The sequence below is a fragment of the Bifidobacterium sp. MSK.17.10 genome, from assembly GCF_019129655.1.
Taxonomy (GTDB): Bacteria; Actinomycetota; Actinomycetes; order Actinomycetales; family Bifidobacteriaceae; genus Bifidobacterium; species Bifidobacterium adolescentis.
Window position 1 is genome coordinate 85,329 of sequence record NZ_JAHOJD010000009.1, and the last position, 15,904, is coordinate 101,232.

Genomic DNA, 15,904 nt, shown 5'->3' on the forward strand with positions numbered 1-15,904 from the left:
CCATGCCAATGGTTGACATTGATTGGCTCAAGGACCATGTCGAGGTTCCGGAAGGCCTTACGTACGAACAGCTTGCCAAGGATCTGGTGAAGGTCGGCCTCGAAGAGGAAGAGATCCACACCTCCCAGGTCACCGGCCCGATTGTCGTCGGCTATGTGGTCGACGCCACTCCGGAACCGCAGAAGAACGGCAAGATCATCAACTGGTGCCACGTGGACGTCGGCGACGAATACAACGAGACCGATGAAAACGGCAACAAGGTGCCACGCGGCATCATCTGCGGAGCTCCGAACATGGCAGCCGGCGAGAAGGTTGTCGTGACCCTGCCGGGCGCCGTGCTGCCAGGCGATTTCAAGATTGAACCGCGCAAGACCTACGGCCACATCTCCAACGGCATGTGCGCCTCCGAGCGCGAGCTTGGTCTGGGTGATAACCACGACGGCATCATCCTGCTACGCAAGTACGGCTTCACCCCGGAGGAATACGAAAAGCTCCAGCCGGGCGATGACGCCATGCATCTGCTGCACCTGGACCAGCCGCTGCTGGAAATCAACATCACTCCGGATCGCGGCTACGCGTTCTCCTACCGTGGCGTGGCCCGCGAATACCACCATTCCACTGGCGCCGTCTACACTGATCCGGCAACCGCCCTTGGCAAGAAGGCGCCCGTCACTCAGGGTCTGCCGGAAGGTGCCAAGAGCGACATCGAAGTGATCGTCGACGACAAGAATCCGATTCACGGTGTGGTCGGCTGCGATCGCTACTGCGCGCGCGCCGTGCGTGGTTTCGACCCGGCGAGCCACACGCCGAACTGGATGCGCCGCCGCCTAATCCGCGCAGGCATGCGCTCCATCTCTTTGGCGGTGGACGTCACCAATTACGTGATGCTTGATCTTGGCCAGCCGATGCATGCCTACGATCTGGACAAGATTGAAGGACCGATCGTCGTGCGCCGCGCCAACGAAGGTGAGAAGCTCACCACATTGGACGGCAAGGATCATGACCTGAGCGTCGAGGACCTGCTGATCACCGACTCGCCGAACGGCGAGCGTGGCTCTCGTGTGCTTGGCATCGCCGGCGTGATGGGCGGCCTGTATGGCGAGGTCACTGCTGAAACTAAGAACATCCTGCTGGAATCCGCTCATTTCGACCAGGTATCGATCGCGCGTTCTGCACGTCGTCACAAGATTCCGTCCGAAGCGTCCCGTCGTTTCGAGCGTGGCGTGGATGATCAGCTGCAGCCGGCTGCCGCCCAGATGGCCGCCGAGCTTCTGGTCAAGTATGGCAACGGCGAGCCGAGCGAGCACCCGACTGATTACAACACTGTCTGCAATCGTCGTCCGATTCTGTTCAAGGCGTCCGAAGTGGCCCGCGTGGCGGGACTGGACACTGACGTGAACACCATCAGCGACATTCTCACCGATATCGGCTGCACTGTGGCCGGCGGTGGCAACGGTGAGTTCTCCGTGACTCCGCCGAGCTGGCGTCCGGACCTCAACGAACCGTGCGATCTGGTGGAGGAAGTGGCCCGTCTGGTCGGCTACGATGAGATTCCGGTCACCGTGCCGCCGGCACCGGTCGAAGGCAAGGTCGGACTGACCGCCGAGCAGCTGCGCAAGCGCCAGGTGGCCGACGAACTCGCCGAATACGGCATGGTGGAGACCCTGAGCTATCCGTTCGTGGGCGACGAAGATTACAAGAACTTCGCACTTGACGCCGACGCCACCAAGAAGGTCAGCGTCGAAATTGCCAACCCACTGGCCGGCGATCGTCCGTTCCTGCGTCGCGACATCATCCCGACCCTCGCGCAGACCGTGCAGCGTAACCTGCGCCGTGGCGTGGAAAACGTGTCGCTGTACGAAATCGGACACGTCTACCTGTGGGATCCGAACGCTCCGGCGATTCCGGCGTTGCCGGGTGCCGTCAAGCCGACCGGCGAGCAGTTGGCCGCGCTTGACGCAGGTCTGCCGGACCAGCCGATGCACGTCGCCGGCATTCTGACCGGCAACGCCGTCGACTCCGGCTGGATGGGCGATCGCCGTGCCGTGGACTGGTCCGACGCAGTTGAAGCCGTGCAGCGTATTTCCGACCGCATTGGCGCAAAGCTCACGTTGGACCAGCCGAAGGCTGAGGACGTACCCGCGCAGTGGCATCCGGGCCGTGCGGCACGTGTGATGGCAGGTGACACGTTCGTCGGCATGGTCGGCGAGCTTCACCCGCATGTCAACGAGGCGTTGGGCTTCCCGGCCCATTCCGCCGCGTTTGAACTGAACCTGACCGCGCTGTTCGCCACCTTGAGCGGCAAGCCGGTGCAGGCCAAGCCGATTTCCACCTTCCCGCCGGTCAAGCAGGATCTGGCCTTCACCGTGTCGACGGACGTCACCGCCGCCGAACTCGAGAAGACCATCGTCGAAGCCGCCGGCAACAGCTTGGAGAGCATCGACCTGTTCGACGTGTACACCGGTGATCAGCTGGGTGAGGGATTGAAGTCCCTCGCATACGCCGTCACGTTCCGCGCTGAGGACAAGACGCTGACCTCCGAGGACAGCGAAGCCATTCGCAAGCGCATCGTGGGTGCGGCCGAGAAGCTGGGCGCGCAACTGCGTGCCTGACACGTCAAGTCCATCGAAGTAACCAAAAAGATAAAGAGGACGACATGAACGAACCGGAGCAGAACCAGCCGATCAACCCCGACGAAGGGCAGGAGGTGGCCGGGGCTGCTCCGGTTTCGTCGTCTTCGTCGTCGGACCAGTCGGCACAGCCGGAATTCGGACAGTACAACCAGCCTGAATATGGCGCGATGTCCAACCAGTATCCGGCGAACTACAATCCATACATGTATGGGGCTCCCGAACAGCCCAAGTCGGAGGACGATGCACAACAAACAGCGCAGCGGCCGCAGACGAATCCGTATATGCAGAACGGGTATCCGGCGAATCCATATGATGCATCGGGATGGCAGCAATCAGGCCAGCCCAATGGCTATCAGTATGGACCAAATCAATACGGGCCAAGCCAGTATGGGCCGAATCCATACCAACAGCCCGGCATATATCCCATCAACCCGAATGATCCCAGCCAGAACCCCCTGTACGGCCATTGGGATAGCTATGCGATCATCTCGTTCGTGTTCGCACTATTCCTGCCGGTACCGGTCATCCCTGCGGTGATGGGCGCCATCGCCATGTGGCGTACCAAAAAACTGCATATGAAAGGCTACGCGCTTGGCGTGGCAGCGCTGATTATCAACGTGCTGTACACTATTGCGGTGATTTGGATGACGGTTCACGGCATTTCCACAGCCGATTTGTATAACCAGATGATGCAGTACATGTTCGGTGGCAGTGGCCAAAGTGGTGATTCCAGCTCGATTTCCGCCTGAAACCAATCTTTTTATGTTCGTCTGAACGGTCCCGTTATGGGCGGTGATCACTATCCGACACGATTGAACTGCATAATTATGCAATGTAGTGCATAAAGTGTATGCTGAATGTGTTTCAACGAGTCAAGGAAAAGAGACGTGACATGGCCAAATACACGGTAGCCGTGGCTGGCGCGACTGGATACGCGGGTGGTGAGGCGTTGCGCATACTCGCGGCACACCCGAATTTCGAAGTGACCTGCGTCGCCGGACATTCTTCGGTGGGGGACAAGCTTGGCAAGCATATGCCGCACATTCCGCAGTTGGCGGACCTCGTGGTCGAGGACACCACGCCGGAAGTGCTCAACGGCCATGACGTAATCATCCTGGCATTGCCGCACGGCGCTTCCGGAGCATTGGCTTCCCAGCTTGATCCGAACGCAGTGGTGGTGGATCTGGGTGCCGATCACCGCCTTGAGGAGAAGAGCGCATGGGACGCGTTCTACGGCGGTGACTTCTACCAGCATTGGACCTACGGCATGCCGGAACTCATCACCGGCATCGAGACAGACGGCTCCTACAGTCGTCAGCGTGAAGCGCTTCCCGGCACCAAGCGCATTGCGGGACCGGGCTGCAACGTCACTGCGACCACGCTGGCTTTGCAACCGGGCATTGCGCAGGGTCTTGTCGAACCGAAAGACATCGTGGCTGATTTGGTGGTCGGTTATTCCGGCGCCGGCAAGAACCTCAAGCGCACCAATCTGCTTGCGGCTGAGGCGTTCGGCTCCGCACTGCCGTATTCGGTAGGCGGTACGCACCGCCACATTCCGGAGATCCTGCAGAACTTCGCGCACGCGGCCGGCAAGAGTGCTGCGGAGGCGGACGATTACACCCTCGCCTTCACGCCGATTCTCGCGCCGATGGCGCGTGGCATTCTCGTCACCGTTTCCGCCAAACTCACCGACAAAGCGCTTGGCATGACGGATGCCGAGATCCGCCAGGTCTGGCTGGACGCATACGAAGGCCAGGATTTCATGGTGGTGCTGCCTGAAGGCGTAATGCCGGCCACCGCCAACATCATCGGTTCTAACGCGGCCCACATTCAAGTGGTCGTCGACCATCATGCCGGCCGCCTGCTGGCATTCGCGGCCATCGACAACCTCAACCGAGGAACCGCCGGACAGGCCGTGCAATCGCTGAATGTGGCATTGGGGCTTCCTGAGGATGCAGGATTGACGAAGATTGGAGTGGCACCGTGAGCGTAACGTTCGCACAAGGTTTTTCCGCAGCTGGCGTGGCAGCTGGCATTTCCGCGGTCGAAGGCAAGAAGGATCTGGCTCTCGTGGTCAACAATGGACCGCTTGACGCCGCTGCCGGCGTGTTCACCTCGAACCGTTTCTGCGCGGCTCCTGTGCAGTGGTCGAGGAACATCGTATCCGACGGCCATGTGAAGGCCGTGATTCTGAACTCCGGCGGCGCCAACGCATGCACCGGCAAGCCAGGATACGAGCAGTCCAAGGCCACCGCTGAAAAGGTCGCCAGCCTCATCGGCGCCAAAGCCGAAGACGTGGCCGTATGTTCCACTGGTCTCATCGGCGAATTGCTGCCGCTCGACAACGTGCTGTCCGGCGCGGACAAGGCATTTGAAACCCTTGCCGATACCGCCGAAGCCGGAGCCGATGCGTCGCACGCCATCATGACCACCGACACCAAGCCGAAAACCGTCGAGCTGGAAGGTTCCAACGGCTTCCGTATCGGTGGCATGGTCAAGGGTTCCGGCATGATCGCCCCGCAGCTGGCCACCATGCTGTGCGTCATCACCACCGATGCCGTCGTGACCGCCGGACAGCTTCAAGCCGCCTTGAACGCCGGAGTCGAAATGTCGTTCAACCGCATCGACGTGGACGGCTGCATGTCCACCAACGACACCGTGCTGCTGCTGGCTTCCGGCGCGTCCGGCATCGAACCGGAACCGGACGAGTTCAACGAGCTCGTGGCCAAGGCCACCGCCTCGCTCGCCCGCCAGATCATCGGCGACGGCGAAGGCGCAAGCCATGACATCCGTGTCAAAGTTACCGGCGCGACCACCGAAGAAGCCGCTCTGGCATGCGGCCGCGCGGTTGCAGCGTCCAATCTGCTCAAATGCGCCATCTCCGGCAACGATCCGAACTGGGGCCGTATCGTCAGCTCCCTTGGCACCGTGCCGTCCGACGTCGCACCATACGATTCCGAAAAGGTCACGGTGGACGTCAACGGCGTACGCATCTGCGAAAACGGCGGAGCTGGACGCGACCGCTCCGAAGTGGACATGACCCCACGCGAGGTGCACATCGACATCGACCTGAACGCCGGAGAAGCGGAAGCGACCGTCTGGACCGACGATCTGACCCACGAATACGTACACATCAACGCTGACTACGAAAGCTGATCGAATAGGAATGGCCAAAGAACTCAAAGGACCTGGATTCCACTTCGACGTGCACACCGACCTGCGCGCCGACCAGAAGGCGGAAGTGCTTATCGAAGCGCTGCCGTGGCTGGAGGAATTCGCCGGACAACGCATCGTCATCAAATATGGCGGCAATGCGATGATCGACGATCATCTGAAAGCCTGCTTCGCCGAAGACATGGTGTTCCTGCGTCAGGTGGGACTGCACCCGGTCGTGGTGCACGGTGGCGGTCCGCAGATCTCCCAAATGCTTAAGGCCCTGGGTATCAAGTCCGAATTCAAGGGCGGATTGCGTGTCACCACTCCGGAAGCCATGGATGTGGTCCGCATGGTGCTGACCGGCAAGGTGTCCCGTGAACTCGTTGGCCTGATCAACGCGCACGGTCCATTCGCGGTCGGACTGTCCGGCGAGGACGGCGCCCTGTTCTCGGCCATGCAGCGCAAACCGGTCATTGACGGCAAACCCACCGATATCGGCTTGGTCGGCGACGTGGTAAGCGTCGACGCGTCCGCCGTGGAGGATCTAATCAACGCCGGACGTATTCCGGTGGTCTCCTCCGTGGCGCCGAATGAAGACGATGCCACCGAAGTGCTCAACGTGAACGCCGACTCCGCCGCGGCCGCCCTTGCCGCGGCCCTTGGAGCCAGCAAGCTGGTCGTGTTGACCGACGTCGATGGTCTGTATGCCGATTGGCCGGACCGCGACTCCCTGATTGGCCGCATCGGCGTGGAGAATCTGCGCGATATGCTCCCCGACCTGGAAAGCGGCATGCGTCCGAAGATGGAAGCCTGCGTGCGCGCCATCGACGGGGGTGTTCCGCGGGCCCATATCATCGACGGTCGCAAACCGCATTCCATCCTGAACGAGATCTTCACCACCGACGGCATCGGCACCATGGTCGTGCCCGAGGACGGTATTGAAATGAGGAGTTCCTATGGCAACTGAACAACTGGAAACACTCGGCACTGAAGATGCCAAGTGGCTGGGAGAGTACTCCCAGGTGCATATGAACGTGTTTGGCACGCCCCTGCGCGTGATGGACCACGGTGAGGGCGCCCACATCTGGGATGTCGACGGCAATGAATATCTCGATTTCCTTGCAGGCATCGCCGTCAACGCACTCGGATACGCCCATCCGAAGTGGGTGAAGGCCGTCAGCGAGCAGGCCGCCAAGGCCGCGCATGTGAGCAACTACTTCGCCACCGAACCGCAGATCAAGCTCGCCGCCAAACTCGTCAAGCTCGCGGGCGCTCCGGAAGGTTCCCGCGTCTACTTCGGCAATTCCGGCGCGGAAGGTAACGAGGCGGCGCTGAAGCTCGCCAAGCTCTACGGGCGCACCCTGCCGGGCGCGTCGCCTGAGATCGGCGGCAAACCGGCACGCATCATCTCCATGACCCACGGTTTCCACGGCCGTACCATGGGCGCGCTGTCCGCAACGTGGAAGCCCGCCATCCGTGAGAAATTCGAGCCGCTGGTACCGAACATCGAATTTGTGGAGGCCGGCAACGTCGAAGCCTTGCACGACGCTTTCGCCGAAACCGGCCAAGGCAAGTACGGCAAAGGGCCGGTCGCGGCCGTCATCATGGAGCTTATCCAGGGCGAGGCCGGTGTGATGCCGCTCGGAGTGGACTATGTGAAGGCCGCCCGCAAACTATGCGACGAACATAAGGCACTCCTCATCATCGACGAAGTGCAGACCGGCATCGGACGCACCGGAGCATGGTTCGCCTTCCAGCGTGAGGATCTTTCCGGCGGTGTGACCCCGGACATCGTCACTTTCGCCAAGGGCGTTGGCGGTGGTTTCCCGATGGGCGGCATGATTTCCTTCGGCGCCGAACTGTCCGCGCTGTTCACCCCGGGTTCCCACGGCTCCACTTTCGCAGGCAATCCATTGGGCGCTTCGGCGGCATTGGCAACGCTGGGAGTCATCGAAGAGGACAACCTCGTGGACAACGCCGAAGAACGCGGCAAGCAGCTGCGCGACGGTATCGCCTCCTGCGGTAATCCGCTATTCGTCTCCGTGCGTGGCCGTGGCCTGCTCGACGCCATCGAACTTGCCCACCCCTGCTCGCATGCGGCCATGAACTGGGCTTTGGAACACGGTCTCATCGTCAATGCGGTGGCTCCGAATGCGTTGCGTCTCGCCCCGCCGCTGGTCATCACTGCTCAGGACGTCGATCAAGCGGTGTCCATCCTCGCCAAGATTCCGTCCGACCTGCCTAACGACTGATCTCGGACGAACCCGAAGAATTTGAAAGGAGCCTCTATACCAATGGCAACCCCTGAACTGCGCCATATGCTGCGCGATGACGATCTGAACCACGAAGAACAGAAGCAGGTGCTGGAACTGGCCATCAAGTTCCACAAGAACCGTTTCTATCACCAGCCGTTCGCTGGCCCGCAGGGCATCGCCGTGATTTTCGACAAGCCCAGTACCCGTACCCGCTCCAGCTTCTCCATTGGCGTGGCCGAACTCGGTGGCTATCCGCTGGTCATTGACAAGTCCGGCTCCCAGCTGGGCCGTGGCGAACCGGTGGCCGACACGGCTCGCGTGCTTGACCGTATGGCCTACGGCGTGGTGTGGCGCACCTTTGGTCAGGACCGTGTTGCGGAAATGGCCAAGTACTCCACCCATCCGGTGGTGAACGCACTGACCGACGAATTCCATCCGTGCCAGATTCTTGCTGACTTCCAGACCATCGCGGAACATCGCGGCGGTGTAGACAACCTCAAGAACCAGACCATCGCCTATCTTGGCGACGCGGCCAACAACATGTCCAACTCCTACCTGCTCGGCGGCGCTGTGGCGGGCATGAACGTGCGTGTGGCAGGACCGTACGGATACCTGCCGGATCCGCAGATCGTTGCCGATGCCGAAGCGATTGCCTCTGAGACCGGCGGCTCCATCCTCGTCACTACTGATCCGAATGAGGCTGTTGCCGGAGCCGATTGCGTCTTCACCGACACGTGGGTCTCCATGGGCGAGGAAGCGGAATACGCTGTCCGTTCCAAGCCGTTCTGGGATTACCAGGTGAACGCCGAACTCATGGCCAAGGCCAAGGACGACGCCATCTTCCAGCACTGCCTGCCTGCATATCGCGGCAAGGAGGTCACCGCCGAGGTTATCGATGGTCCTCAGTCCGTGGTTTGGGATGAGGCAGGCAACCGTCTGCACGCCCAGAAGGCGTTGCTGACCTGGTTGGCCGGCAAGGCCCGTGGCGATGAAAGCCTGCTGGTCTGATGACTGACCACACTCCCGCGTTGCAGCGTCCTGCCACACGAACCGCTCGACTGAGCGCCATTGAGCAGGCGCTGCTGACGCGCATCGTCACCTCGCAATCGCAACTGTCGCAGATTCTCGCCGACCAGGGCATCGAGGTGACGCAGGCCACGCTGAGCCGTGATCTCGATGAGATTCACGCCACGAAGACCCGTCTTGCCGACGGAACCGTGGCCTACGCCGTCGGCAAACAGAACATTGATGAACATCCGGCTTCTAACCCGGACGCCAAAACCGAGCAGCAGATTAGCCGGGTACTGTCCGGACTGGTCACATCCGTGGCCGCGGCACGTAATCTCGTGGTCGTGCACACGCCATCCGGCGCCGCGCAATATGTGGCCAGCGTCATCGATAAGCAGCCCATCGAAGGCGTGCTTGGCACCATCGCCGGAGATGACACGGTCATGGTTATCTGCTCCGAGGATGATGTCGCCAAACGGCGTGCGCAATGGCTGCTTGATGTCGCTTCCAAAGCGTGAATAGCCATATAGTGGACACGACGCACCAAATATGCATAAATATACAGAGCTGTGCATATACTGATGAATAACGTTGGATGTTAGAAAGGGAAACCATGAGCGATCAGAATCGTCTCGTCCTGGCGTACTCCGGTGGTCTTGACACCTCCGTCGCCATTTCGTATCTGAAGGAACGCACCGGCAAGGATGTTGTGGCCGTGTCCCTCGACGTCGGCCAGGGCGGCGAAAGCCTCGAAACCATCAAGCAGCGCGCGCTGGCATGCGGTGCGGTCGAAGCCTACGTGGTCGATGCCCGTGATGAATTCGCCAACGAATACTGCATGAAGGCCCTGAAGGCCAACGCCATGTACGAAGGCGTGTACCCGCTGGTCTCCGCCATCTCCCGTCCGCTGATTTCCAAGCATCTCGTCCGTGCCGCCCACCAGTTCGGCGCTGACACCATTTCCCACGGCTGCACCGGCAAGGGCAACGATCAGGTTCGTTTCGAGGTCTCCATCGCCTCCATCGACCCGACGCTGAAGGCCATCAGCCCGATTCGCGACCTGTCTCTGACCCGCGACGTCGAGATCGCCTTCGCCAAGGAACACAAGCTGCCGATCGTGCAGACCGAGAAGAGCCCGTTCTCCATCGACCAGAACGTGTGGGGCCGCGCCATCGAGACCGGTTTCCTCGAGGATCCGTGGAACGGTCCGACCAAGGACTGCTACTCCTACACCGACGATCCGGCGTTCCCACCGGTCGAGGATGAGGTCGTCATCGAATTCAAGCAGGGCGTCCCGGTCAAGATCGACGGTCATGACGTCACTCCGCTGCAGGCCATCGAAGAGATGAACCGTCGTGCAGGCGCGCAGGGCATCGGCCGTATCGATTTGATTGAGGATCGTCTGGTAGGCATCAAGTCCCGCGAGCTGTACGAGGCTCCGGGCGCAGTGGCGCTGATCACCGCCCACCAGGAACTCGAGAACTGCTGCCTCGAACGCGAGCAGCACCGCATCAAGCGCGACATCGACAAGCGCTGGGCCGAACTGGTCTACGACGCGCAGTGGTTCTCCCCGGCAACCCAGTCCCTGAACGCCTTCATCGAAGACACCCAGAAGTACGTCTCCGGCGAGATTCGCATGGTTCTGCACGGTGGCCGCGCCGTCGTGACCGGCCGTCGCTCCGACAGTTCGCTGTACGACTACAACCTGGCCACCTACGATTCCGGCGACAGCTTCGACCAGAAGTCCTCCAACGGCTTCATCGACATCTATGGTCTGCCGAGCCGCGTGGCCGCAGCCCGCGACGTCAAGTTCGGCAACGGCATCGAGGTCCCGGAGAACAGCGTCGAGTAAGCATCATCCGGATTCACGTTGTGAATCGTCTTGATAATGGGGGAGAGCGTACCGTCGGGACCATCCTGACTGGTAAGCTCTCCCTCAGTCATATCTGCAAGGAGATTTGGAAAAACAATGACCGAGAGCACTACTAATGGTGAGCATCTTGCCCTGTGGGGCGGCCGTTTCAAGTCTGGTCCGTCGCCGGAACTCGCACGGCTGAGCAAGTCCACCCAATTCGACTGGCGACTCGCCGATGACGATATCGCCGGTTCGCGCGCCCATGCCCGTGCACTGGGCCGCGCCGGACTGCTGACCGCCGATGAGCTGCAGCGCATGGAAGACGCCCTTGACGAGCTGCAGCGCCGCGTGGATTCCGGAGCATTCGCTCCGATCGAGGATGACGAGGACGAGGCCACTGCACTCGAACGCGGCCTGCTTCAAATCGCAGGTGACGAACTCGGCGGCAAGCTCCGCGCCGGCCGTTCCCGCAACGATCAGATCGCCGCGCTCATCCGCATGTGGCTGCGCCGCCACAGCCGCATCATCGCCAAAATGCTGCTCGGTCTCGCCGCAACACTGATTGAGCAGTCCGAAAAAGCCGGTCGCACCGTCATGCCGGGACGTACGCATATGCAGCACGCCCAGCCAGTTCTGCTTGCCCACCAGCTCATGGCCCACGTGTGGCCGCTGCTGCGTGACGTGGAACGTCTCGCCGATTGGGATAAGCGCATCGACGCCAGCCCGTACGGCTCCGGTGCCCTCGCCGGCAACACCCTTGGCCTCGAACCGGTGGCTGTGGCCCGTGAGCTGGGCTTCTCCAAGGTGACCGCCAACTCCATCGACGGCACCGCCAGCCGTGATCTGGTCGCCGAATTCGCCTTCATCGCCGCCATGACCGGTGTCGATCTGAGCCGCCTGTCCGAAGAGATCATCATCTGGAACACCCAGGAATTCGCGTTCGTGCGTCTTGATGACGCCTACTCCACCGGCTCGTCCATCATGCCGCAGAAGAAGAATCCGGACATCGCCGAACTCACTCGCGGCAAGTCCGGACGACTCATCGGCGACCTGACTGGCCTGCTCGCCACCTTGAAAGGCCTGCCGACAGCCTACGCGCGCGACCTGCAGGAAGACAAGGAAGCCGTATTCGACCAAGTGGACACGCTTGAAGTGCTGCTGCCGGCATTCACCGGCATGGTCGCCACCATGGTCTTCGACAAGGAACGCCTCGAAGCCGAAGCCCCGACCGGTTTCGCCCTCGCCACCGACATCGCCGAATGGCTCGTCAAGAACGGTGTGCCGTTCCGTCACGCGCATGAGCTTTCCGGCGCATGCGTCAAGATTGCCGAAGACCGCGGCCAGGAGCTGTGGGATTTGACCGACGAGGACTTCATCAACGTGTTCAAGGACTTCCTGCCGGCGGACAAGGCCCCGCAGGTGCGTGAAGTGCTGTCCACCGAAGGCTCCGTCTCCGCCCGCAACGGCAAGGGAGGCACCTCCCCGCTGCGCGTGCGCGAACAGATCGTTTCCGCCAAGACCACCATCGAGCAGCTACGCGCCTTCGCCAACTCCGTGTCCGACGGTTCCGCATACAAGTCGCCCGAATCCCTGCTCAAGTAATCCCTATTAAGCAAGGAGCAAAAAGCGGTGCTGTTGACGCGCACGCAGATACGACGGCTGGTCTACGCGCACGGCCGGGAGATTCTGGAACATGACCACATGGCCATCGAAAGGGTCTGCTACCAGCATGGCGTGGTCACCACATTCGCCCATTCCATTCGTGTGGCTTGTCTGTCCGTCTGGCTGGCAGACAGACTGCACCTGTGGAATAGGGTTGATCTACGTTCGTTGATTCGCGCCGCTTTGCTCCATGATTACTTCCTTTACGATTGGCATGACTGGGACAACGGCACCCATCGGCTACACGGATTCACACATGGTGAAACGGCCATGCGCAACGCCATACGGGATTTCAAACTCAACCAGATCGAACGGGACAGCATCGAACATCACATGTTCCCATTGACTCCCTATCCGCCGAAGTACATCGAAGGATACCTTGTCACCGCGGCCGACAAAATCAGCGCCACGAAGGAAACGCTCTCTTTCGATCGTTTCGACAAACCCGCATCCGAACAACCGACGGACAGGAGCTGATGGCTGTGGCGCTCACACTCGAATATTTGTTCCTTTGGTTCCTGTTATACGCTTTCATCGGATGGGTGTACGAGTCGGTTCTCGTGTCCGTTTCGGAACGTCGATGGGTCAACCGTGGTTTCCTTAACGGGCCGTTGTGCCCAATTTACGGATGCGGCGCGGTGCTTGCGATCGTGCTGTTGCATGACTTCACGAATCCCATCGAGATTTTCCTTATCTCCTCATTCGGCGCGAGCATACTCGAATACATCACCTCTTGGGGCATGGAAAAGCTGTTCCACGCCAGATGGTGGGATTACAGCCATTACCGATTCAACATCCAAGGCCGCATCTGTCTGCTCGGCGCAATCGTATTCGGATTCGGCGGAGTATTGATCATCGATGTGGTCCAGCCGCAGGTCGAACGGCTCACCGCCATGATTCCGCTGCTTGCCGTGCACGTGATATGCGCGGTCGCCGCCATCGTCGTTATCATCGACACCATCGTCACCGTGGTGGGCATTGTCGGTCTGTCCGAGCGTCTCGCCAAATTCAGCGAAGCGGTGCAGGATCGTGCGGAGAAGGCCGGAGACTCCTGGCAGTGGGGCAAAGAGGAGTTCCGGGAAAAGATGCATGATTTGTCGGAATCGTCGCAGGAACGTGTCGCCAATATGCGTCAGCTTGTCTCTTCCGCGTTGAATTGGCAGCAACGTCGTATGATCCGCTCCTTCCCACGCATGCGTTCCACGGACTCCACCAAATACAGCAAGATCATGGAAACCGTGCGTGAGATGCTGCGCCGAAAGTAAGTTTCCACCGGCCACACGTGTCGTATAGCGTGTGTCCAAAAAACGATTTGCCCCGCCAACCTGCGTTGCGCACGCTGACGGGGCAAATCCCTTTATGCATCACATCGGATAGGAGCTACGACACTTGCGATGTGGCCGACCCCTTGTAATCGGTGATGCCGGCACCAATGTTCGGATGCTGCGCCGAATACGCCTGGTCCACACAGTAGAACGCCAGAAGCACGACGGCCACAACGGTGAGCTTTCTTGTATCGATACGACTCAGCAAGTTGTCCAATGCAGGAGCCAGCAGATACACGATCGCCAAACCGCCCAAACCAAACGTCAGCAGACCCTCGGCACAGATACGACCATTGAGATTGAGAAAATAACCGGTGTAATCCCACCAGCGTTGTCCTCCGTGGGTCTTCTCCAGATACCAGGACGAGAAGTACTCCAACCCGCCACACAAGACCATGGCGGCCAGGAACTCGAACAAGGGCTTCTTCCTCAACTTCTTCAGCAGAATAAGGATAATCACTCCGCCGGTGCCATAGATCGGCAGCCATGGCCCATGCAGCGTGCCACGATTCACGAACGTTCCTTCGGAAATGAAGGCGAGGCTCACCTCCCATACCCATCCCACGAAACAGAAGATGAAGAACATCATGACCAGATTGACCAACGAATAGCTGCGATCGGAGCTGACGGTGCGGGATTCGCGGAACCGGAACGCCATCGGCGCCGGAGCCAGACGACCAGGATAGATAGCGCCGTTCAGAATCTCCCTGCCGGTATCGATCTGATGCAGTTGCTCGCGATACTCCTCATACTTGGTCACCGACCGCGCATGCAGGATACGCACGCCCAACCATTCGGACAGGAACCCGACGAAACCGTTCGGCTTGTCCACCGGAACAAGATTGCTGGACAACTGCTCCACCGTTTCGGCAACATCACCATAAGCGGCATGCAATGTCTCAGCGGAGGCCTTGCTGTACAGGTATTCGTCGCTGAGCAGCTCGCTTCCCTCCAATCCCGAATCCTTGGACAATCCGCGCACATGCACGTAATATTCGACGAAAAACGCCGCGTTATAGCCGTTGGAATAGAAGATGCCGCTCAAGCCGAGCGTGAACAGATTGAGCAGCCACCAGCCAAGGAACGACAGGTCGGCCACGAAACACTCCCACTTGTGACCCTTCATCATGCGCCTGGACAGGCTGATGGCCTCCCGTGCCCCGATATTCGGATTTTCGGCGACGATGTAGGGGTGTTGCCTACTACCGAACTGTTTTGTTTTTTTAAGTAATCCTATGTTATAATAAGTCTCATGTTGGTAAAGGAATGGGCCAGACTGGAAGGATTGCATCCGCAGACCGTGTGGAAATGGTGCCGTCAGGGCACCATGCCCGTTCCTGTGGAGCAGACGCCGACCGGCATGTGGCTCATCCACGACCCGAAATACGAGACCGCATCGCAGCCGAATCCCGCGGACACTCGCACCGTCTGCTACGCGCGAGTATCCAGCGGCGGACAGAAGGACGATTTGCAACGTCAGGCCGACCGGTTGAAGGCGTTCGCTCTTAGCATGGGCGTCGAGAAGCCCGAGGTGGTCACGGAGACGGGTTCCGGCATGAACGACAAGCGACGCAAGCTCAACCGGCTATTGTCCGAACCGACCGTCGGCACGATAATCGTGGAGCATCGCGACCGGCTCGCCCGTATGAACGCGGGCTTGGTGGAGAGCGCGTTGAAGGCGCAGGGACGCCGAATCATCGTGGTGGATGACACGGAGCTGGATGACGATCTGGTGCGCGACATGACCGAGGTGCTGACCTCGTTCTGCGCGAGACTGTACGGACGCCGCGCAGCCAAGCACCGTGCGGAGAAGGCGTTGGAGGCGATGCGCGATGAGCGCGTATGAGGCCGTTAGAATTCGGCTCGACCCAACCCCACGGCAGACACGGCTGTTGGAGTCCCATGCGGGTGGTGCGCGTTTCGCGTACAATCTGATGCTCGCGCACGTCCAGCGCCAAATCTCCTTGGGTGAGAAACCGGACTGGACGTTGTACGCGATGCGCCGCTGGT

The 15,904-nt window shown here is 60.2% G+C and carries 15 protein-coding genes; 14 read left to right on the forward strand and 1 reads right to left on the reverse strand.

Going from position 1 to position 15,904, the window contains the following annotated elements; translation table 11 throughout:
* The first annotated feature begins 2 nt into the window (after positions 1-2).
* The 12 genes from pheT (at position 3) to KSX58_RS08695 (ending at position 13,834) form a co-directional block, all read left to right on the forward strand.
* Positions 3-2,612, forward strand: coding sequence for a phenylalanine--tRNA ligase subunit beta (pheT, locus tag KSX58_RS08640; protein WP_217736160.1), 2,610 nt, complete (start codon positions 3-5; stop codon positions 2,610-2,612).
* A 44-nt stretch (positions 2,613-2,656) separates the two neighbouring features.
* Entirely contained in the window at positions 2,657-3,382 is a 726-nt protein-coding gene (locus KSX58_RS08645) for a DUF4190 domain-containing protein (RefSeq protein WP_117837021.1), read from the forward strand.
* 143 nt (positions 3,383-3,525) lie between these two features.
* The gene (gene argC, locus KSX58_RS08650) at positions 3,526-4,620 is read left to right on the forward strand and encodes an N-acetyl-gamma-glutamyl-phosphate reductase (RefSeq protein ID WP_117837020.1); all 1,095 of its coding nucleotides are present in this window, start codon (positions 3,526-3,528) and stop codon (positions 4,618-4,620) included.
* Positions 4,617-5,789 (forward strand): bifunctional glutamate N-acetyltransferase/amino-acid acetyltransferase ArgJ, encoded by a 1,173-nt coding sequence (argJ, locus tag KSX58_RS08655; protein WP_085346376.1) that lies wholly within the window; start codon positions 4,617-4,619, stop codon positions 5,787-5,789. The genes argC and argJ overlap by 4 nt, the downstream gene beginning before the upstream one ends.
* Before the next feature lie 10 nt (positions 5,790-5,799).
* Positions 5,800-6,756, forward strand: coding sequence for an acetylglutamate kinase (gene argB, locus KSX58_RS08660; protein WP_003810291.1), 957 nt, complete (start codon positions 5,800-5,802; stop codon positions 6,754-6,756).
* Positions 6,746-8,041, forward strand: a complete 1,296-nt coding sequence (locus KSX58_RS08665; protein WP_217736159.1) for an acetylornithine transaminase — start codon at positions 6,746-6,748, stop codon at positions 8,039-8,041. Before argB ends, KSX58_RS08665 begins: the two co-directional genes overlap by 11 nt.
* Positions 8,042-8,083: 42 nt before the next feature.
* Positions 8,084-9,052 carry an ornithine carbamoyltransferase gene (gene argF, locus KSX58_RS08670; protein ID WP_011743279.1) on the forward strand — a complete coding sequence of 323 codons (969 nt, stop codon included), beginning with the start codon at positions 8,084-8,086 and terminating at the stop codon, positions 9,050-9,052.
* Positions 9,052-9,570: an arginine repressor gene (locus tag KSX58_RS08675; RefSeq protein ID WP_003810288.1), complete on the forward strand. Its 519-nt coding sequence runs from the start codon at positions 9,052-9,054 to the stop codon at positions 9,568-9,570. Before argF ends, KSX58_RS08675 begins: the two co-directional genes overlap by 1 nt.
* 77 nt (positions 9,571-9,647) lie before the next feature.
* Complete coding sequence (locus KSX58_RS08680) at positions 9,648-10,904, forward strand: argininosuccinate synthase (protein ID WP_011743278.1); 1,257 nt, start codon at positions 9,648-9,650, stop codon at positions 10,902-10,904.
* Between the two features lie 117 nt (positions 10,905-11,021).
* The gene (gene argH / locus KSX58_RS08685) at positions 11,022-12,509 is read left to right on the forward strand and encodes an argininosuccinate lyase (protein ID WP_035010903.1); all 1,488 of its coding nucleotides are present in this window, start codon (positions 11,022-11,024) and stop codon (positions 12,507-12,509) included.
* Between the two features lie 30 nt (positions 12,510-12,539).
* Positions 12,540-13,046 carry an HD domain-containing protein gene (locus tag KSX58_RS08690; RefSeq protein WP_038445395.1) on the forward strand — a complete coding sequence of 169 codons (507 nt, stop codon included), beginning with the start codon at positions 12,540-12,542 and terminating at the stop codon, positions 13,044-13,046.
* Positions 13,046-13,834 carry a putative ABC transporter permease gene (locus KSX58_RS08695; protein ID WP_033499811.1) on the forward strand — a complete coding sequence of 263 codons (789 nt, stop codon included), beginning with the start codon at positions 13,046-13,048 and terminating at the stop codon, positions 13,832-13,834. The genes KSX58_RS08690 and KSX58_RS08695 overlap by 1 nt, the downstream gene beginning before the upstream one ends.
* 115 nt (positions 13,835-13,949) lie before the next feature.
* Here KSX58_RS08695 and KSX58_RS08700 read toward each other — a convergent pair whose 3' ends face one another.
* Positions 13,950-15,185: a DUF975 family protein gene (locus KSX58_RS08700; RefSeq protein WP_217736158.1), complete on the reverse strand. Its 1,236-nt coding sequence runs from the start codon at positions 15,183-15,185 to the stop codon at positions 13,950-13,952.
* Between KSX58_RS08700 and KSX58_RS08705 the strand changes: the two genes are divergently transcribed.
* Both KSX58_RS08705 and KSX58_RS08710 read left to right on the forward strand, forming a co-directional pair.
* Positions 15,147-15,740: an IS607 family transposase gene (locus KSX58_RS08705; RefSeq protein ID WP_217736157.1), complete on the forward strand. Its 594-nt coding sequence runs from the start codon at positions 15,147-15,149 to the stop codon at positions 15,738-15,740. The genes KSX58_RS08700 and KSX58_RS08705 overlap by 39 nt on opposite strands.
* On the forward strand, positions 15,727-15,904 hold a 178-nt coding region (locus KSX58_RS08710), incomplete at its 3' end, for a helix-turn-helix domain-containing protein (protein WP_217752056.1). The genes KSX58_RS08705 and KSX58_RS08710, both read left to right, overlap by 14 nt.